The organism is Pseudomonas pseudonitroreducens (assembly GCF_021603645.1).
In the GTDB taxonomy this organism is placed as follows: domain Bacteria; phylum Pseudomonadota; class Gammaproteobacteria; order Pseudomonadales; family Pseudomonadaceae; genus Pseudomonas; species Pseudomonas pseudonitroreducens.
Window position 1 is genome coordinate 25852 of record NZ_BQHJ01000007.1, and the last position, 19442, is coordinate 45293.

Sequence of the window (19442 nt, forward strand, 5' to 3'; positions counted from 1 at the left end):
GGACTACAGGTTCGGGCCGGCAGTTTACCCATCCGCGAGCCGCTGTGAATGGGGGAAATTCGCTGAAATCACTGCGAAAGGAGACTGAAAGCCTGGCGAAAGCTTAGCCCGTTAGCATCGCCAACGAGCCGCCTCCCAACCCCGAAATTTCAGCGCCGACTGCCCAGGCGCAACGGCGGGAGAAGCGGACTCGACGACGGCGAAGACCGTCAACAGAGCGCAAGGCGGCGTGGTGCCCTTGCGCGACAACAACAAGAACGGAGACCACAGATGCCCACCGCCCAGCCTTTGGCTGCACCGGCTTTCGCCAAGCCCAATTGCCGTTGCCTGACTCCCGCCCTGCTGGCTTTCGCCGGGGTCGCCCCGCTGTGCGATGCCGCCGGCTTCATCGAAGACAGCAGCGCCACGCTCAGCACCCAGAACATCTACTTCAACCGCGACTTCCGTGATGGCGCCGGCCAGTCCAAGCGCGAGGAGTGGGCGCAGGGTTTCATCCTCGACTTCCAGTCCGGCTACACGCCCGGCACCATCGGCGTCGGCCTCGATGCCATGGGCATGCTCGGCCTGAAGCTCGATTCCTCGCCGGACCGCACCGGCACCGGCCTGTTGCCGACCCACGATGACGGCCGCGCCGCCGACGAGTACAGCAAGCTCGGCCTGACTGCCAAGTTCAAGGCCTCCGAGACGGAGCTGAAGATCGGCAGCCTGATCCCCGACCTGCCAACCCTGCAGCCCAACGACAGCCGTCTGTTCCCGCAGACCTTCGAGGGCGGCCTGCTCAACTCTACCGACCTGCCGGGCCTGAACTTCACTGGCGGGCGTCTGGAGAAGGTCAAGGACCGCGACTCCACCGACTACACCGACCTGGCGCTGAACAACAAGAACCGTCGCTTCTCCGGTGGCAGCGCCGAAGGCAAGCACTACGACCTGGCCGGCGGCGACTACAAGTTCACCGATAACCTCACCGGCCGTTACCACTATGCGCAGCTGGACGAGGTCTACCGCCAGCACTTCGTCGGCCTGCTCGCGGCCTATCCGCTGGGCCCCGGCAAGTTCAGCGCCGATGTACGCCTGGCCGTCAGCGACGACCAGGGCGAGACGCGCGGCGGCGAGATCGACAACCGCGCCTTCAACGGCCTGCTTGGCTACGCCCTGGGCGCCAACAAGTTCAGCCTCGGCTGGCAGCAGATGAGCGGCGACAGCGCCTTCCCCTACATCGATGGCAGCAACCCCTACCTGGTCAACTTCGTCCAGGTCGGCGACTTCGCCGAGACCGACGAGCGCTCCTGGCAGGTCCGCCACGACTACGACTTCGCCGGCCTCGGCATCCCCGGCCTGACCCTGATGAATCGCTACATCAGCGGCGACAATGCCAAAATCAACGGCATGGATGGTCACGGCAAGGAATGGGAGCGCAACACCGACATCAAGTACGTGATCCAGAGCGGCCCGCTCAAGGACGTGGCAGTGCGCGTGCGCAACGCCACCTACCGTTCGAGCTTCGCGCGGGACGCCGACGAGACACGTATCTACCTCAGCTACTCCCTGGCGATCTGGTAAACCGACAACAATAAGAGGAATCGCACCATGTCCACCGTCCTGCGCAACCTGACCCTGGCTGGCGCCACCCTGCTCGCCGCCAGCCAACTGATGGCCGAGCCCAAGCGCCCGGAATGCATCGCCCCGGCCTCTCCCGGCGGCGGCTTCGACCTCACCTGCAAGCTGGCACAGAGCGCCCTGGTGGACGAGAAGCTGCTGACCAAGCCGATGCGCGTCACCTACATGCCCGGCGGTGTCGGCGCCGTGGCCTATAACGCGGTGGTCGCCCAGCGCCCGGCCGACGGCAACACCATCACCGCCTTCTCCAGCGGCTCCCTGCTGAACCTCGCCCAGGGCAAGTTTGGCCGCTTCGACGAGAACGCCGTGAAATGGCTGGCCGCCGTAGGCACCAGCTACGGCGCCATCGCGGTGCCCAGCGACTCGCCGTACCAGAACCTCGGGGACCTGGTCGCTGCGCTGAAGGCCGACCCGGGCAAGGTAGTGATCGGCTCCGGCGGCACAGTCGGCAGCCAGGACTGGATGCAGACCGCGCTGATCGCCAAGGCTGCCGGCATCGATCCGAAGCAGCTGCGCTACGTCGCCCTGGAAGGTGGCGGCGAGATCGCCACGGCGCTGCTGGGCGGGCACATCCAGGTCGGCAGCACAGATATCTCCGACTCCATGCCGCACATCCGCGCCGGCAAGATGCGCATCCTCGCGGTGTTCTCCGAAGAGCGCCTGAAGGATGAAGGCATGGCCGACATCCCCACCGCCAAGGAGCAGGGCTTCGACATCGTCTGGCCGGTGGTGCGCGGCTTCTACGTCGGGCCGAAGGTGAGCGACGAGGACTACCAGTTCTGGAAGGCCTCGTTCGACAAGCTGCTGGCCTCGGAAGACTTCGCCAAGCTGCGCGACCAGCGCGAGCTGTTCCCCTTCGCCATGACCGGCCCGGAGCTGGACGCCTACGTGAAGCAGCAGGTCGCCCAGTACAAGCAGCTCGCCCGCGAGTTCGGCCTCATCCAGTAACGCCCCGTGCGGCGCCGCCTTCAGCGAAGGCGGCGCAAGGAGACTCCCCATGTCCCGTACCAGCCTCTTCCAGCGGCTGTTCGCCGGCGCCTGGCTGTTCGCCTGCGTCGCCTTCGCCCTGATCGCCTGGCAATTGCAGGCACCCTTTTCCTACGAACCGGTTGGCCCGCGCGCCTATCCGCTGCTTTGCCTGGGCCTGATGGCCGCCGGCCTCGCCTGGCTGATCGTGCGGCCGACGCCGATCAAGCGCGAGGACGACGAGCCCGCGCTGGAAGGCGCGCTGCTGGCCAAGGTGGTGCTCTGCGTCACGCTGCTGGCGGTCTACGCCGGGCTGTTCGAGCCGCTGGGTTTCATCCCCGCCAGTGCCCTGGTCGGCACCTTCATCGCGCTGATCTACGGTGGCCGCCCGCTTGCCAGCGTGGTCACTGCCACGCTGCTCGCCATCGGCCTCTACGTGCTGTTCGACCGCACCCTGGACGTCCCGCTGCCGCTGGGCATCCTCGATCCCCTGCTCTGAGGACTGAATCATGGATACGTTGAGCTACCTCGGCCAGGGCTTCGGTGTTGCCCTGACTCCCTACAACCTGATCACCGCACTGATCGGCACGCTGATCGGCACCGTCGTCGGCCTGCTGCCGGGCCTGGGCCCGATCAACGGCGTGGCCCTGCTGATCCCGGTGGCCTTCGCCCTGGGCCTACCGCCGGAGTCGGCGCTGATCCTGCTGGCCGCCGTGTACCTGGGCTGTGAGTACGGCGGGCGGATTTCCTCGATCCTGCTGAATATCCCCGGCGAAGCCTCCACCGTGATGACCACCCTCGACGGCTACCCCATGGCACGCAACGGCCTCGCCGGCGTGGCCCTGTCGCTGTCGGCCTGGAGCTCGTTCATCGGCGCCTTCATCGCCACCTGCGGCATGGTGCTGTTCGCCCCGCTGCTGGCGAAATGGGCGATCGCCTTCGGCCCGGCGGAATACTTCGTGCTGATGGTCTTCGCCATCGTCGCCCTCGGCGGGCTCGCCGGCGACCGGCCGCTGAAGACGCTGCTGGCAGCGCTGCTCGGGCTGTTCCTCTCCAGCGTCGGGATCGACGCCAACAGCGGCGTGTACCGCTTCACCTTCGACAACATCCACGTCTCCGACGGCATCCAGTTCGTGGTGCTGGTACTGGGTCTGTTCTCGGTGAGCGAAATCCTCCTGCTGCTGGAGAAGACCCACCACGGCCACAAGATGGTCGAAGCCAGCGGGCGCATGCTGTTCAACGCCAAGGAAGCCGCCTCGGTCGCCGTGGTCAACCTGCGTTGCGGCCTGCTCGGCTTCATCATGGGCGTACTGCCCGGCGCCGGGGCGACCCTGGCCAGCGCCGTGGCCTATATGACCGAGAAGAAAATGGCCGGGGAGTCGGGCAAGTTCGGCAAGGGCGACCTGCGCGGCCTCGCCGCCCCGGAAACCGCCATCGGTGCCTCCGCCTGTGGCGCCCTGGTGCCGATGCTGACCCTCGGCGTGCCCGGCTCGGGCACCACCGCGGTGATGATCGGCGCGCTCAGCCTGTACAACATCACCCCCGGCCCGCTGCTGTTCCAGGAGCAGCCGAACATCGTCTGGGGCCTGATCGCCTCGCTGTTCATCGCCAACGTCATGCTGATCATCCTCAACGTGCCGATGGTCCGGGTGTTCACCCGCATCCTCTCGGTGCCGAACTGGGCGCTGGTGCCGGGTATCGCGATCATCACCGCGATCGGCGTCTACGCAGTGCACGCCACCACCTTCGACCTGTTCCTGATGGTCGCCATCGGCATCCTCGGCTACATCCTGCGCAAGCTGGATTTCCCGCTCTCGCCACTGCTGCTGGGCTTCATCCTCGGCGGGCTGATGGAGCAGAACCTGCGCCGCGCGCTGTCCATCTCCAACGGCGAACTGGGCATCCTCTGGTCCAGCCCCATCGCCATCGGCACCTGGGCACTGGTCGCGCTGATGCTCGGCCTGCCGCTGTACCGCGCCTGGCGCAAGCGCACCCGCCGCGCCCGCGAGGCGCTGGCTGACGCCGCGTAAACACAACCACGCTCGCCGCGTCGAGACGCGCGGCGACTTTCAAGGCCCGCCTTCGTGCGGGCCTCTTTTTTTGCGGGATCAGGATGCGCGGGAAACGCGCAGCGGAACCTTCCAGCGCTCACCGCTGACCGGCTTGGGGCAGACGACTTCAACGACCTTGCGGGTGAGCGCGCGCCCGTCTGGTGCCGAGAGTCGAATCTCACCCCAGCGGGCATCCAGCGGCACCGAACAGCGGGCGACGAGGATCTTGAGATTGGCTTCGGCGACGGTCCAGGCGGTGTTGCTGCGGGCGTTCTCGGCGGCCACGAAGGCGCGGGCCGCCTGGTCGATTTCGTACAGGCCCTGGACCGATTCGGTGGAGCGCCACTCTTCGAGGTGGGAGCCGGCGGCAAAGCCGCTCGCGCCGAGCATCAGCCCCGGCAGGACAGCCAGCCATGCACGCCGGAGCATCGGCATCACACCGGCGGCAGCGACCAGTCGATGGGCGTCAGGCCGTGCTGTTCGAGGAACTTGTTGGTGCGGCTGAAGTGGCCATTGCCGAGGAAGCCGCGGTAGGCCGACAGCGGCGACGGGTGCGCGGACTTGAGCACCAGGTGCTTCTGCGGGTCGATCAGCTTCTGCTTGCTCTGCGCGTGGGAGCCCCAGAGCAGAAACACCAGGTTCTCGCAGCGCTCGCTGACCACTTCGATAATCCGGTCGGTGAAGGGCTGCCAGCCGGCCTTCGCATGGGAGCCGGCGTTGGCCTGCTCGACGGTCAGCGAGGTGTTGAGCAGCAGCACGCCCTGCTCGGCCCAGTGCTGCAGATAGCCGTGGTTGGGGATCGGCAGGTTGAGGTCGCGTTGCAGCTCTTTATAGATATTCTGCAGCGACGGCGGCGTCGGCACACCCGGCTGCACCGAGAAGCACAGGCCGTGGGCCTGGCCGGGGCCGTGGTACGGGTCCTGGCCGATGATCACCACCTTGATGCGCTCCAGCGGCGTGGTGTTCAGCGCATTGAAGATCAGCGGCCCGGGCGGGAAGATCACCTTGCCGGCGGCCTTCTCCGCGCGCAGGAATTCACCCAGTTGCTTCATGTAGGGCTTGTCGAATTCCTCGTGGAGGGCTTCTTTCCAGCTGGCTTCCAGCTTGATGCGATCTTCGTTGGTCATGGTGCGTCTGCCTGGTGAAACGAACCGGCACGCTAAGCAAGCGCCCCCGCCAAGTCAAGGCGCCTTGTGCCGCGCCGCCAGTGCCTGAGACAGGCGCGGCAGCCCGCTGCCCAGGCCCGCCAGCGTCCAGGCCAGCACCGCCACCGTCAGCCCGAGGTGGAACAGTTCGCGACGCGGTACACCGGCCAACTCACCACGGGTGCCGATCAGCAGCCCGCTGCCGATGAACAGCAGCGCACCGAGCAGGGCCAGCGCATAGCGCCGCGAACGCCCGGGCCAGGCGATCACCAGTAACGCCAGGAGGTTGCTCAGCAGCGTGACCTGGGACGGCAACAGCACCAGCGCCATGCACGCCAGCAGCACCAGCGCCCGCTGCACCGGAGCGCCGCTCAGCCGCCCCAGCGCAATCAATGGCAAACCGACGGCGCCCGATACGACGCTGGCCAGGTGGTGCGGCTCGGCCATCGCCGCAACGCCGCCATACTCCAGCGCGCCCAGCAGCGCCGCCACGCCCATGGACAGGAACCCCAGCGCCCGCCAGCCCATTTGCCCGCGCAGGGCAAGCCAGGCGGCGACAGCGCAAGCCAGGGTCAGCAGCAGTTCGGCGATCACAGGCAGCATCAACGGATTCCTTCTCCGGGTAGTCGGCGAAGACTAGCGAGCCACAGGGCAGCGCGCACGTTCAGGCACGCCAGCGCAGGTGACGCCATGCGCCAGCTTGCGTCCTTTCGCCACGCCCGGATTCGACCAAAGGCCAATGGGAGTGGCCAGCCAGTCTGTGCACAGTCCCTTCTTCGCTTCACCCGCCAATAAAAACAACAGGGAACGAACATGCGATTTCTGACTGCCGCACTCTCGCTGGTGGCTGCCCTCAGCTGCCTGGCGCAAGCCGCCGAACCGATCAACCTCGGCCTCAATTACCCGCGCACCGGCTCCTACAAGGAAGAGGGCCTGGCACAGATGCGCGGCGCGCTGCTGGCCATCGACGAGATCAACGCCCAGGGCGGCGTGCTGGGTCGGCCGTTGCACCTGCTGAGCAAGGACGACGCCTCGCGTCCGGAAAAGGCCCTGCGCAATATCGACGCCATGGCCGCCGACGGCGCGGCGATGTTCTTTGGCGGGGCTTCCAGCGCGGTGGCCATCGCCGCCGGCGAACGCGCGGCGCAGAAGAAGCTGCTGTACTTCGGCACCCTCACCTACTCCAACGACACCACCGGCAAGGACGGCCAGCGCTACATGTTCCGCGAGTGCAACAGCGCCTGGATGAGCGCCCGCGCCCTGGGCAGCTACCTGGGCCGCACGCTGCCGGGCAAGCGCTACTTCTACGTCACCGCCAACTACACCTGGGGCCTGACCACCGAAAGCTCGCTGCGCCACTACACCGGCACCGAGGACGCCGCCCGGCATCCGTCGATCAAGGTGCCCTTCCCCGGCGCGCGCCTCTCCGATTATCGCGACGCACTGACCCAGGCGGCCGCGAGCCAGGCCGATGTGCTGGTGCTGGCTCTGTTCGGCGAGGACCTCGTGCACGCCATGCGCATCGCCGATGAACTGGGGCTGACGCGCAACCACCAGATCATCGCGCCCAACCTCACCCAGAGCATGGTCGAGCTGGCCGGCCCCGGCCTGATGCAGGGCGTGATCGGCACCGAACCCTGGACCTGGCAGGTGCCCGAGCGCGAAGGTTCGGCACGCGGCCAGGCCTTCGTGCGCGATTTCACCCAGCGCTACGGGGTCTACCCGGCCAGCTCCGCCGCCTCGGCCTACAGCATCGTCTACCAATGGGCCGACGCCGCCAGACGCAGCGGCAGCCTGGACAGCGACGCGCTGGTCAAGGCATTGGAGGGTCACCGCTACAACCTGCTCAAGGGCGAGCAGCAATGGCGCGACTTCGACCACCAGAACATCCAGCGCGTCTATGTGGTGAAGGTAAAACCGCGCGACGAGGTGCTGCGCGACCCGCTGCACCAGGACTACTTCGAGATCGTCGAGCACATGGACGGCCCCGAAGCGGCTCCGAGCCTCGCCGAGTGGCAGGCCGAACGCAGCGCCGCGGGAAAGCCGCTGACCCTGCAATGACTCAGCCGGTATGCAGCGCCCGGTAGTGACTGGGCGCCATGCCCACCACGCTCTTGAACAGCCGCGAGAAGTAGTACGGGTCGGCGTAGCCCAGTTGCTCGGCGACCTGGCGTACTTCGAGATTGCCCTGGTCCAGCAGGCGGCAGGCGTGGGTCATCTTCAGCCGGATGAAATCCTGGATCGGTGCCTGCCCGGTCAGTGCGCGATAGGTCTTGGCGAAGTGGAAGCGCGACAGGCGGAACTGCGCCGCCAGCTCGTCGAGGTTCAGCGCATCGTGCAGGTGCTCGTGCATCATCGCCTGCACCGCCTCCACGTCCAGCACCCGCCCGGACTTCAGCCGCGCCCGCGCCGGGCGCAGGGCCAGCGAGGTCAGCAGGCTCTGCAACAGGTGGGCGGCATGGATGAAGTGCGGCAGGCTCAGGCCCTGCCGGCGCAGCGCCAGTAACGCATCGAACTCCCCGAGAAGGCGCGGCTGCACACCCACGCGCAGGCGCGGCGACTTGCCCAGCGGGCGCAGGAAGTCCTCGGCCAGGCGGCCCTCCAGGTGCACCCAGAAGATCGACCAGGGCCGCTGGGGATCGGCGCCATAGGCATGCGCGCGGCCCTTGGGCAGCACCAGCAGGTCGCCGCCGGTTACCTCGAATCGTCCATCCTGCGTTTCCAGCCAGCCATGCCCTGCGCTGCAGTAGATCAGCAGGTGATCGTCCGGCACCTGCCGCTCCATGCGGTGCCCCACCGCCGCCGGGTAATACCCCAGGGCCAGCGGATAGCAGGCCTGACCGAGCGGATGGCGGTCCAGCGCACGGCGCAGGCGCGGTGGGGTGATAAAGCGAACGCCTTGCTGCGGCAGCGGCCAGGTGGAAATCAGCGGACGGGACATGTTCGGTATTCCGGCGACGGCAAGACCAAGATCGTCCATCCCCTACACAAGATCGTCAATCCACAGCGGCAGGCGCAACCGCTATAACCGAACAACCAGGCGTGCCCTGCGCACGCTGCTGTAGCCGACAAGAACAACCAGAGGTAGCTGCATGCATTTCGATCTGTCCGAAGAACAACGCCTGCTGGTGGATAGCGCCCGTGCCTTCGCCAGCCGCGAGCTGGCGCCCCACGCCGCCGACTGGGATCGCCAGCACCACTTCCCGGTGGAGGTGATCCGCCGCGCCGCCGAGCAGGGCTACCTGGGCCTGTACATTGCCGAGGAAGATGGCGGCCTCGGCCTGTCGCGGCTGTCCGCCTCGCTGATCTTCGAGCAACTGGCCGCCGGCTGCGTCGCCACCACGGCATACATGACCATCCACAACATGGCGAGTTGGATGCTCGCCAGCTTCGCCGACGCCGCGCTCAAGGAGCAGTGGCTGCCGGGCCTGATCGGCGGCGAGTTGCTGGCCTCCTACTGCCTCACCGAACCGGACGCCGGCTCCGACGCCGCGCGCCTGCGCACCCGCGCCAGGCGCGATGGCGACGACTACGTGCTGGATGGCGCCAAGACCTTCATCTCCGGCGCCGGCAGCACCGACGTGCTGATCGTCATGGCGCGCACCGGCGAGGAAGGCGCCAAGGGCATCTCCTGCTTCCTGGTGCCGGCCAACGCCGAGGGCATCCGCTACGGGCGCAACGAGGACAAGATGGGCTGGAAGGCCCAGCCGACCCGCACTATCACCTTCGAAGGCGTGCGCATTCCCGCCGGCAACCGCATCGGGCCGGAGGGCCAGGGCTTCGTCTACGCCATGAAGGGCCTGGACGGCGGCCGCCTGAACATCGCCAGTTGCTCCCTCGGCGCGGCCCAGGCGGCGCTGGAGCAGTCGCTGCGCTATGTCGAGGAGCGCAAGCAGTTCGGCAAGGCATTGGCCGAGTTCCAGGCCCTGCAGTTCAAGCTCGCCGACATGCTCACCGACCTCACCGCCAGCCGGCAGATGGTGCGCCTGGCCGCGCACAAGCTGGACCACAAGGACGGCGAGGCGACGCTGTATTGCGCCATGGCCAAGCGTTTTGCCACCGACCGCTGCTTCGCCCTGTGCAACGAGGCGTTGCAACTCCACGGCGGCTACGGCTACCTCAACGACTACCCACTGGAGCGCTGGGTGCGCGACAGCCGCGTGCACCAGATCCTCGAAGGTACCAACGAGATCATGCGGGTGATCGTCGCCCGCCGTTTACTGGAACAGGGTGGGATGCTGGACCGCCTGCTCTGAAATCAAATGGCCGAACCGTAGGGTGCATAACCTGGAACAGGTTATCCGCCGACGCCTGGATGGCGGATAACGCTGGCGCGTTATTCGCCCTACGTAACTGGACCGTTTGCTGTGAAACCTTCCCTGTAGGAGCGAGGGGGACGCCATCGTTATTGCTCGCGAACAATCTCCGCAGCGGGGTTGGTTCGCGAGCAAGCTCGCTCCTACGAAGAGCCTGGCACTGGAAAAACCGCCCGCCAATGCGGGTGCGATCGAACAGATCGGACATGGACGCGCCCTGCCGCGCACACCTAGAGTCCATGCCCATGACCGACAAGGAGATGCCCATGAGCAACGCCCTCGAGCCCTACAAGCCCGGAGTCTTCGACCTGACCCACAAGCTGACGGTGGAAAAGCACGGCCACACCGCGCTGATCACCATCAACCATCCGCCGGCCAATACCTGGGATCGCGATTCGCTGATCGGCCTGCGCCAGGTGATCGAGCACCTCAACCGCGACGACGACATCTACGCCCTGGTGGTAACCGGCCAGGGCCCGAAATTCTTCTCCGCCGGCGCCGACCTGAACATGTTCGCCGACGGTGACAAGGCCCGCGCCCGCGAGATGGCCCGGCGCTTCGGCGAAGCCTTCGAGGCGCTGCGCGATTTCCGTGGCGTGTCGATCGCCGCAATCAACGGCTACGCCATGGGCGGTGGCCTGGAATGCGCGCTGGCCTGCGACATCCGCATCGCCGAACGTCAGGCGCAGATGGCCCTGCCCGAAGCGACCGTGGGCCTGCTGCCCTGCGCCGGCGGCACCCAGGCACTGCCCTGGCTGGTGGGCGAAGGCTGGGCCAAGCGCATGATCCTCTGCGGCGAGCGCGTGGATGCCGAGACGGCGCTGCGCATCGGCCTGGTCGAGCAGGTCGTCGACACCGGCGAAGCACGCGGCACGGCGCTGCTGCTGGCAGCCAAGGTCGCGCGCCAGAGCCCGGTGGCGGTGCGCACCATCAAGCCGCTGATCCAGGGCGCCCGCGAACGCGGCCCGAGCACCTGGCTGCCGGAGGAGCGCGAGCGCTTCGTCGACCTGTTCGACGCCGACGACACCCGTGAAGGCGTGAATGCCTTCCTGGAAAAACGCGACCCGCACTGGCGCAACCAATAAGGCCCCGACCATGAATGTGATGTTCGAAGAACGCCCCGGCCTGCACGGCTTCCGCATCGGCGTGGTGACGCTGGATGCGGAGAAGAGCCTGAATGCCCTGAGCCTGCCGATGATCGAGGCGATGAACCACCAGCTGCGCGTCTGGCAGGCCGACGAGCAGATCGCCTGCGTGGTCCTGCGCGGCAATGGCGGCAAGGCCTTCTGCGCCGGCGGCGACGTACGCAAGCTGGTGGATGCCTGCCGCGAGAAGCCCGGCGAGGTGCCGGAGCTGGCCCGTCGCTTCTTTGCCGACGAATACCGCCTGGACTACCTCCTTCACACCTACGGCAAGCCGCTGATCTGCTGGGCCCACGGCTACGTGATGGGCGGCGGCATGGGCCTGATGCAAGGCGCCGGCATACGCATCGTCACCCCGAGCAGCCGCCTGGCCATGCCGGAAGTGAATATCGGCCTGTACCCGGATGTCGGCGCGAGCTGGTTCCTCGCCCGCCTGCCCGGCCGCCTCGGCCTGTTCCTCGGCCTGACCGCCACGCAGATGAACGCCCACGACGCCCTGGACCTGGACCTCGCCGACCGCTTCCTGCTCGACACCCAGCAGGAAGACCTGATCGACGGCCTGGTGCAACTGAACTGGCGCGAACAGGCCGAGGTGCAGCTGCATAGCCTGTTGCAGGCACTGGAAAACGAGGCTCGCGGTGAGCTGCCGGATGCCCAGTTGCTGCCGCGCCGCGAACGCCTGGACGCGGTGCTCGACAGCGCCAACATCGCCGAGGCCTGGAATGCGCTGACCGCGCTGGTCGACGACGAGGACGCGCTGATTGCCCGCGGGGCGAAAACCCTCGCCGCAGGTTGCCCACTGACCGCCCATCTGGTCTGGGAACAGATACGCCGCGCGCGCCATCTGTCGACTGCCGAGGTGTTCCGCATGGAGTACGCGATGAGCCTGAACTGCTGCCGCCACCCGGAATTCCCGGAAGGCGTGCGGGCCCGGCTGATCGACAAGGACAACACCCCGCACTGGCACTGGCCGGATATCGCTGCCATACCTGATGCTGTGGTGAATGCGCACTTCGACGCGACCTGGGAGGGCGAGCATCCGCTGGCGGACCTCTAGCCCCCTGCAGGAGCGGGCTCGCTCGCGAACGGCCTCGCAGCAGCGTAGGGCGCATAACCTGGAACAGGTTATCCGCCGCCCACCCGAGCGGCGGATAACGCTTGCGCGTTATGCGCCCTACGCGAGCCGCCGCCCGGAGCTGGCATGACTTCTCCTGGCGCTGGAGCGCCCTGCGGCCCAACAGGAGGAAACCAGCATGCAAACCATCGCCTTCATCGGCCTCGGCCACATGGGCGCGCCCATGGCCGCCAACCTGATCAAGGCCGGCTACCTGCTGCGCGTGTTCGACCTGGTGCAGAGCGCCATCGACGGCCTGGTCGCCCAGGGCGCCAGTGCTGCGCGCAGCGCTCATGATGCAGTGGACGGCGCCGACGTGGTGGTCACCATGTTGCCAGCCAGCGGGCACGTCGAGGGGCTCTACCTGGGCAATGAGGGCCTGCTGGCGCACATCGCCCCCGGCACCCTGGTGCTGGAGTGCTCCACCATCGCCCCCGCCTCGGCGCGCAAGGTCCACCAGGCCGCCGCCGAACGCAGGATTGCCATGCTCGACGCCCCGGTCTCCGGCGGTACCGGCGGCGCTATCGCCGGCACCCTGACCTTCATGGTCGGCGGCGACGCCGAGGTGCTCGAACGCGCCCGCCCGGTGTTCTCCGCCATGGGCCGGAACATCTTCCACGCCGGCGGCGACGGCGCCGGGCAGGTCGCCAAGGTGTGCAACAACCAGTTGCTCGCCGTGCTGATGATCGGCACCGCCGAATCCCTCGCCCTCGGCGCCGCCAACGGGCTGGACCCTGCCGTGCTGTCGGAAATCATGCGCCGCAGCTCCGGCGGCAACTGGGCATTGGAGGTGTACAACCCCTGGCCCGGCGTCATGGAGAATGCCCCCGCCTCACGCGGCTACAGCGGTGGCTTCATGACGTCGCTGATGACCAAGGACCTGGGCCTGGCGCTGGAAACGGCACAGGTCAGCGGCAACAGCACGCCCATGGGCAGCCTGGCACTGGCGCTGTATCGCCTGCTGGTAAAACAGGGCCATGGCGAGCAGGACTTCTCGGTGGTGCAGAAACTCTTCGATAACTGACCTTATTGTGAAGCCACGCTTACGAGTGCATGGCGTGAGGGTGGCTTTATCCACAGCCGCACCCGGTCGAAGATGAATCACCTGCCGGCCATAGCTGCAAGGCGCGGCCTTCCCTCCCACGAATAGGTGATTCCATGAACATTGCCCTGATCGGCGCCACCGGCCACGTCGGCCATTACTTCCTCGAAGAAGCTCTGCGCCGTGGCCATAGCGTGACCGCACTGGTGCGCGACCCGGCTAAGCTGCCGGCGCGCGACAACCTCAAGGTGGTCCAGGCCGACGTCTACGACCCGGCGCAGGTTGCCCGTGCCGCCGCTGGCCAGGATGTCGTCATCAGCGCTTTCAATGCCGGCTGGGGCAATCCGGATATCCGTGGCGCCCACGCCAAGGGCAGCCGCGCCATTCTCGACGGCGTGAAGGCGGCTGGGGTGAAGCGCCTGCTGGTGCTCGGCGGCGCCGGCAGCCTGGAAATCGCCCCTGGCCAACGACTGGTGGACAGCCCGGAATTCCCCGAGCAATGGAAACAGGGTGCGCTGGGCGCCGCCGACGCGCTGGACCAGCTGCGCACCGAGAAGGAACTGGACTGGGCCTTCCTCAGCCCGGCGATGCTGCTCGACGGCGAAACCCGCAGCGGCAGCTTCCGTGTCGGCGGTGACCAGGTGTTGTTCGATGGCAACGGCGAGAGCCGCATCTCCCTGCCGGACCTGGCGGTGGCGATGCTCGACGAGGCCGAGCAGGCCAACCATCACCAGCAGCGGTTTACCGTGGCGTATTGAACATCGCTGCCAGTAACGCCGGCTCAGGGCCTTCTGGGTAGGAGCGGACTCCGTCCGCGATCGGTCCGCATCGCGACGGAATCCATCGCGGACAGAGTCCGCTCCTACGCAACGGGCAACACCGGAGCTGGTCCGTCCCCGCAGGGCGCCCGCTTCACCATTGCCGCAGCAATCGATCAGCGTTCGCGCAGCGCCTCCGCCTTGGCCCGCAGGATGGGCTTGAGCAGGTAGCTGAGGATGCTCTTCTTGCCGGTCATGATGTCCACGGTGGCGATCATCCCGGGGATGATCAGCAGCGGCTTGTCGTCGCTGCCCAGGTGGCTTTTACGGGTGCGCAGCTTGATCAGGTAGAAGCTGTTGCCGTCGTCATCGGTGACGGTGTCGGCACCGATCTGCTCCAGGTCCGCCTGCAGGCCGCCGTAGATGGTGTAGTCGTAGGCGGTGAACTTGACCATGGCGTGCTGGCCGGGTCGCAGGAAGGCGATGTCCTGCGGACGGATGCGCGCTTCCACCAGCAGGGTGTCGTCCAGCGGGACGATCTCGATCAGGTCGCTGCCCGGCTGGATCACGCCGCCGATGGTGTTCACCAGCAACTGCTTGACGATGCCGCGCACCGGCGAGGTGACCAGGGTGCGGCTGACGCGATCTTCCAGCGCCTTGCCGGTGGCGGTGGCCTTGCTCAGTTCGGTGCGGGCTTCGTTGAGCTCCTTCAGCGCGTCGCTGCGGAAGCGCGAGCGGGTTTCGGCAACCTTGCGCTCCACTTCCTTCACCGCCGCCTCGGCCCGCGGGATCGCCAGGGTGGTGGCGTCGAGCTGGCCACGGTTCTCCACCTCGCCGCGCTTGAGGCGCAGCAGCTCCACCTGGGACATCGCGCCCTGGGCCACCAGCGGCTCGGACATGGAAATCTCCTGGCGCAGCAGGTTCAGGCTGTTGCGGTACTGCGCCTGCTTGGAGACGAACTCGCGCAGCTCCTGCTGCTTCTGCACCAGTTGCTGCTGCAGGCCGTCGGTTTCGTCCTTGAGCTGCTGCTGGCGGCTGTGGAACAGCGCTTCTTCGCTGCTGGCCTGGCCGGGCACCTTGGCGCGAACGTCATCGGGGATGTTCAGCGCGCGTTCTTCCACCTCGGCGGACAGCCGTTCCACGCGCAGGAACATCGCCAGGCGGTCGGCCTCGGTTTCGCCGACGTTGGACTGGAAGCGCGTCGGGTCCAGGCGCATCAGCTGCTCGCCGGCCTGCACCACCTGCCCTTCGTGGACGAATATCTGCGAGACGATGCCGCCTTCCAGGTTCTGGATCTTCTGCACCTTGGACGAGGGGATGGCCTTGCCCTCGCCGCGGGTGACCTCGTCGATCTGCGCGAAGTGTGCCCAGAGCAGCAGGAAGGCGACGAAGCCGATCAGGATCCAGATGGTCAGGCGCACCACGCGCGGCGCGTCCTCGATCAGCGCCTTGCTGACTTCCGGGAGCGGCTGGCCGGCGAGGTTGTCGCCGCCCTTGAAATAGCCACGGACAGAGTGGCGGATACTGCCCAGAGGATTAAGCGACACTGATCTGCCCCTTCTTCAGTGCATCCATGACCACGTCCTTCGGACCGTCGGCGATGATGCGGCCCTTGTCGATGATCACCAGGCGCTCCACCAGGCTGAGCATGGAGGCGCGGTGGGTGACCAGCAGCAGTGTCTTCTCGCCCATGATCGATTGCAGGCGCTGTTTCAGGCGCTCCTCGCCGGCGTTGTCCATGGCGCTGGTGGGTTCGTCCAGCAGCAGGATCGGCGGGTCGAGCAACAATGCGCGGGCCAGGGCGACGTTCTGCCGCTGGCCGCCGGAGAGGTTGTGGCCACGCTCGCCAACCTGCAGTTCGTAGCCCTGCGGATGCAGGCGGACGAACTCGTTCACCCCGGTCAGCTCGGCCACTTCCAGCACGCGTTCGTCATCGATATAGCGCGCGCCGCTGACCAGGTTGTCGCGCAGGGTGCCGCTGAACAGGCTGATGTCCTGCGGCACGTAGCCGATGTTGTGGCGCAGCTCGCTGATATCCAGTTGGCGCACGTCGGCGCCGTCGACCAGCAGGTTGCCGTTGTCGGGCTGGTGCAGGCCGACGATCAGCTTGGCCAGGGAGCTCTTGCCCGAGCCGCTGCGGCCGATGATGCCGATCTTCTCGCCGGCGCGGATCTGCAGGTTGATGCCATGCAGCGCCGCAACCTGCTGGTTCGGGTAGGCGAAGTCGAGGCCGCGCATCTCGATGCCGCCGCGCAGCTGCGAGCGGGTCAGCGGACGTTCGTCGGCGTTGCGCTCCTGCGGCAGCTCCATCATCTGGTTGGTGGTGGCCATGGACAGGCGCGCCTGCTGGTAGCGCTGGATCAGCCCGGAGAGCTGGGTCAGCGGGCCGAGGGCGCGGCCATTGAGCATGTAGCAGGCGATCAGGCCGCCCATGGAGAGGTCGCCGGCGATGATCAGGTAGACGCCGCCGATGATCATGATGACCCCGGCCAGCGCCTGGATCAGCACGGTGATGTTCATCGCCAGGGTCGACAGCAGCTTGACCCGCAGCTCCAGGCGGCTGAGGGTGCCGATGGTCTGCTCCCAGAGGTACTGGCGCTCGCTCTCGGCGTTGTTGACCTTCACCGCGTCGAGGCTGGCGAGGGTCTCGATCAGGCTCGACTGGCGCTCGGCGGCCAGCGCCATGGTGCGGTTCATGGTTTCCACCAAGGGCCGCTGCATCAGCCAGCCCAGGCCGGCGGCCAGCGGGAAGGCAATCAGCGGGACGAACACCAGCGGCCCGCCGATGATGCCGATCACCAGCAGGATCAGCAGGGTGAAGGGCATGTCGATCAGGGTGGTCAGCGTGAGCGAGTTGAGGAAGTCGCGCAGCGTCTGGAATTCGTGGATGTTCTGGGCGAACGAGCCGACCCGCGCCGGGCGGTACTTCATGCTCATGCCGACGATACGCTCGAACAGCGTCGCCGAGATGATCAGGTCGGTCTTCTTGCCGGCCAGGTCCAGGCACAGGCCGCGCATGGTCTTGAGCAGCAGGTCGAACAGGTAGGCGCCGCTGATGCCGATGGCCAGCACCCAGAGGGTGGCGGCGGCCTGGTTGGGCACCACGCGGTCATAGACGTTCATCACGAACAGCGGCGCGGCCAGGGCGATCAGGTTGATCAGCAGGCTCGCGGCGACGGCGTCGACATACAGCCAGCGCGAGCGCTTGAGGGTGTCGCGGAACCAGCTCTTGGCGCGCGGGATGAGTTCGCCGTGCTGCAGGTCGAACTTGTGCTGCGGCTGGGCGAAGAAGGCCTGGCCGGCGTAGTCCTCGCCGAGCAGTTCGCGGCTGACGCGGACTTCGCCGCCGTCGCTCTCGGACAGCAGCAGGCGCGCATCGCCATTGCTCTCCCAGCCCAGCAGTACCGCGCAGCGTCCTTCGCGCAGCAGCAACATGGCCGGCATCGCCAGGGCGGGAATCTGCTCCAGCTTACGCTGCAGCAGGCGCCCCTGCAGGCCGGCGCGAGCCGCCGCGCGGGGCAGCAGCTCGGCGGAGAGGCGCTGGCCGGGCAGCGGCAGGCCGCTGGTGAGCATGGCCCGGCTGGCCGGCTTCTGGTGCAGCTGACAGAGCGTCAGCAGGCTGTCCAGCAGCGGGTCGTCGAGCAGACCGCGTGGATCGTGGCTTAGGGGTACGGCGCTGACTTCTTGATCCACGCGGATGCTCTCTCGGGCAGGTTAGTTGAGGCCGGGCAGCTGGACTTTCGGCTTGACGTCTTCGGAAGCCACCGCGGCCATCGGCGCGACCACGCCCTGGCTCTTGAGCAGTTCGCCCAGGGTGGCCTTGATGCGGTACTGGGTGAACAGCTCGGTGTACTTCAGGTCGGCCAGACGGCGCGAAGCGTTGAACAGTTCGTTCTCGCTGTCCAGCAGGTCGAGCAGGGTGCGCTCGCCGATGGTGAACTGCTTCTGGTAGGCCTCGCGCACGCGGGTGCTGTAGTCCACGTACTGGCGGGCGATCGGCAGCTGATCGCGGGCGTTGTTCAGGGCGTTCCAGGACAATCCGAGTTCCTCGTTCAACTGGCGCAGGGCGTTGTTGCGGATATCCAGGGCCTGGTTCGCCTCGTACGACTTGGCTTCCAGCTCGGCCTTGTTGCTGCCACCGGCGAACAGGTTGTAGCGCATGCGCAGCATGGCCTGCCATTCGTTGTTGTGGCCTTCTTCTCCGTCGAGGTTGTTATCGGCACCGCGGGAAAGTTCTGCATCGAATCTCGGATAGAAGGTCGATTTCGCTGCTTCGTACTGCTTCTCGGCGGCAGCCACGTCGGACTCCGCGGAGCGCAGGATCGGGCTGTTCTCGACCAGTTGGCGACGGGCGGCCTGGAGGTCATCCGGCAGCTGGCCGGCAAGACCGCTCGGGTCGCTCAGGTCCACCGGGTCGCTGCCCACCACGCTGTAGTAGTTGGTGCGGGCGTCGGCCAGGTTGGTCTTCTCGGTCATCAGGTTGTTCTGCGCCTGGGCCAGGCGGGCCTCGGCCTGGTCCTGGTCGGCGAGGCGACCGACGCCACGGGAACTGCGCAGGCTGATCTGGTCGTAGACGCGCTGGTGATTCTTCAGGTTTTCCTCGGCCAGGCGAACCATTTCCTGACGGCGCAGCACATCGGTGTAGACCTGGGCGACATCCAGCGCGGTGCGTTCGGAGGTGCCGAGCAATGCGTAGGCGCGGGAGTTCACGTTGGCCTGCTGGCGGCCGACCTCGCTGGAGGTGGCAAAGCCGTCGAACACCATCTGGCGCAGGGCGAGGTTGGATTCGCCACGGTTCAGGGTTTCCCAGTGGTCGCCTTGGCCGCGGGTGGTGGTGTTGTCGGAGCCTTCACGGCCGTAACCGGCGGTCAGGTCGACGGACGGCAGGTAGCCACCCTTCGCAGCGCGCAGCTGCTTGTCCGCGGCGAGGCGGGAGTTCACGCCGGCCTGGATTTCCGGGTGGTACTCCAGGGCCTTCTGCATGGCCTGGTTGAGCGAGTCAGCTTGAACGGGGAGCACGAATGCCAGGGCGAAGGGCACTACAGGGGCGAATCGCATGCGCATGAGGAAAACATCCTTATCAGTGAGATAGCCGCAGCGATTCGATTGCCGCAATCAGCGTCAAAAGACCGGCGAATGGCTGCAAGGAAAGCATCAAAAAGCGTGATGAATTTCACGCTAAATTTTTTTGGGCGAGCCACCGATATCAAAGTGACATCGATTTGCCAATTGTTTAGGATGGCAATCGAATGGTCAATACATTGGCATATACGTAATTTCCATCCGCTATA

The 19442-nt window shown here is 66.7% G+C and carries 17 protein-coding genes; 10 read left to right on the forward strand and 7 right to left on the reverse strand.

Features of this window, described 5'->3' with window-relative positions; translation table 11 throughout:
• The first annotated feature begins 270 nt into the window (after positions 1–270).
• The 4 genes from L6D89_RS17685 to L6D89_RS17700 are packed head-to-tail and all read left to right on the forward strand — an operon-like array spanning position 271 to position 4613.
• Positions 271–1560, forward strand: coding sequence for an OprD family porin (locus L6D89_RS17685; RefSeq protein ID WP_236200659.1), 1290 nt, complete (start codon positions 271–273; stop codon positions 1558–1560).
• 27 nt (positions 1561–1587) lie between these two features.
• A complete protein-coding gene (locus tag L6D89_RS17690; protein WP_236171935.1) occupies positions 1588–2565 on the forward strand; it encodes a Bug family tripartite tricarboxylate transporter substrate binding protein in 978 nt (325 codons plus the stop codon).
• Between the two features lie 49 nt (positions 2566–2614).
• Positions 2615–3082 carry a tripartite tricarboxylate transporter TctB family protein gene (locus L6D89_RS17695; RefSeq protein ID WP_236200660.1) on the forward strand — a complete coding sequence of 156 codons (468 nt, stop codon included), beginning with the start codon at positions 2615–2617 and terminating at the stop codon, positions 3080–3082.
• A 10-nt stretch (positions 3083–3092) separates the two neighbouring features.
• The gene (locus L6D89_RS17700; RefSeq protein WP_236200661.1) at positions 3093–4613 is read left to right on the forward strand and encodes a tripartite tricarboxylate transporter permease; all 1521 of its coding nucleotides are present in this window, start codon (positions 3093–3095) and stop codon (positions 4611–4613) included.
• Positions 4614–4691: 78 nt separating this feature from the next.
• Here the strand turns inward: L6D89_RS17700 and L6D89_RS17705 are convergent, their stop codons facing one another.
• From L6D89_RS17705 to L6D89_RS17715, 3 genes are read right to left on the reverse strand one after another with little or no spacing between them, the layout of a single operon-like run.
• Positions 4692–5063: a hypothetical protein gene (locus L6D89_RS17705; protein WP_236200662.1), complete on the reverse strand. Its 372-nt coding sequence runs from the start codon at positions 5061–5063 to the stop codon at positions 4692–4694.
• A gap of 5 nt (positions 5064–5068) precedes the next feature.
• Positions 5069–5761: a uracil-DNA glycosylase gene (gene ung / locus L6D89_RS17710; RefSeq protein ID WP_236171944.1), complete on the reverse strand. Its 693-nt coding sequence runs from the start codon at positions 5759–5761 to the stop codon at positions 5069–5071.
• Between the two features lie 54 nt (positions 5762–5815).
• The gene (locus L6D89_RS17715) at positions 5816–6382 is read right to left on the reverse strand and encodes a hypothetical protein (RefSeq protein ID WP_236200663.1); all 567 of its coding nucleotides are present in this window, start codon (positions 6380–6382) and stop codon (positions 5816–5818) included.
• A 210-nt stretch (positions 6383–6592) separates the two neighbouring features.
• Here L6D89_RS17715 and L6D89_RS17720 point away from each other — a divergent pair, with 210 nt between their 5' ends.
• Positions 6593–7840, forward strand: coding sequence for an ABC transporter substrate-binding protein (locus tag L6D89_RS17720; protein ID WP_236200664.1), 1248 nt, complete (start codon positions 6593–6595; stop codon positions 7838–7840).
• A 1-nt stretch (position 7841) separates the two neighbouring features.
• On the opposite strand, the gene L6D89_RS17725 is transcribed toward L6D89_RS17720, so the two are convergent.
• Complete coding sequence (locus L6D89_RS17725) at positions 7842–8720, reverse strand: AraC family transcriptional regulator (RefSeq protein ID WP_236171949.1); 879 nt, start codon at positions 8718–8720, stop codon at positions 7842–7844.
• 151 nt (positions 8721–8871) lie between these two features.
• Between L6D89_RS17725 and L6D89_RS17730 the strand changes: the two genes are divergently transcribed.
• The 5 genes from L6D89_RS17730 (at position 8872) to L6D89_RS17750 (ending at position 14151) form a co-directional block, all read left to right on the forward strand.
• Positions 8872–10035, forward strand: a complete 1164-nt coding sequence (locus L6D89_RS17730; protein WP_236200665.1) for an isobutyryl-CoA dehydrogenase — start codon at positions 8872–8874, stop codon at positions 10033–10035.
• Between the two features lie 326 nt (positions 10036–10361).
• Positions 10362–11180 (forward strand): enoyl-CoA hydratase, encoded by an 819-nt coding sequence (locus L6D89_RS17735; RefSeq protein WP_236171952.1) that lies wholly within the window; start codon positions 10362–10364, stop codon positions 11178–11180.
• Between the two features lie 10 nt (positions 11181–11190).
• Complete coding sequence (locus L6D89_RS17740; protein WP_236200666.1) at positions 11191–12294, forward strand: enoyl-CoA hydratase/isomerase family protein; 1104 nt, start codon at positions 11191–11193, stop codon at positions 12292–12294.
• A 196-nt stretch (positions 12295–12490) separates the two neighbouring features.
• Complete coding sequence (mmsB, locus tag L6D89_RS17745; RefSeq protein WP_236200667.1) at positions 12491–13375, forward strand: 3-hydroxyisobutyrate dehydrogenase; 885 nt, start codon at positions 12491–12493, stop codon at positions 13373–13375.
• Positions 13376–13509: 134 nt separating this feature from the next.
• Positions 13510–14151, forward strand: a complete 642-nt coding sequence (locus L6D89_RS17750; protein ID WP_236200668.1) for an NAD(P)-dependent oxidoreductase — start codon at positions 13510–13512, stop codon at positions 14149–14151.
• Between the two features lie 176 nt (positions 14152–14327).
• On the opposite strand, the gene L6D89_RS17755 is transcribed toward L6D89_RS17750, so the two are convergent.
• The 3 genes from L6D89_RS17755 to L6D89_RS17765 are packed head-to-tail and all read right to left on the reverse strand — an operon-like array spanning position 14328 to position 19215.
• Complete coding sequence (locus L6D89_RS17755; protein ID WP_236171958.1) at positions 14328–15698, reverse strand: HlyD family type I secretion periplasmic adaptor subunit; 1371 nt, start codon at positions 15696–15698, stop codon at positions 14328–14330.
• Positions 15688–17844 carry a type I secretion system permease/ATPase gene (locus L6D89_RS17760; RefSeq protein ID WP_236200669.1) on the reverse strand — a complete coding sequence of 719 codons (2157 nt, stop codon included), beginning with the start codon at positions 17842–17844 and terminating at the stop codon, positions 15688–15690. Before L6D89_RS17760 ends, L6D89_RS17755 begins: the two co-directional genes overlap by 11 nt.
• 21 nt (positions 17845–17865) lie before the next feature.
• Complete coding sequence (locus L6D89_RS17765) at positions 17866–19215, reverse strand: TolC family outer membrane protein (protein WP_236171961.1); 1350 nt, start codon at positions 19213–19215, stop codon at positions 17866–17868.
• Positions 19216–19442: the final 227 nt, after the last annotated feature.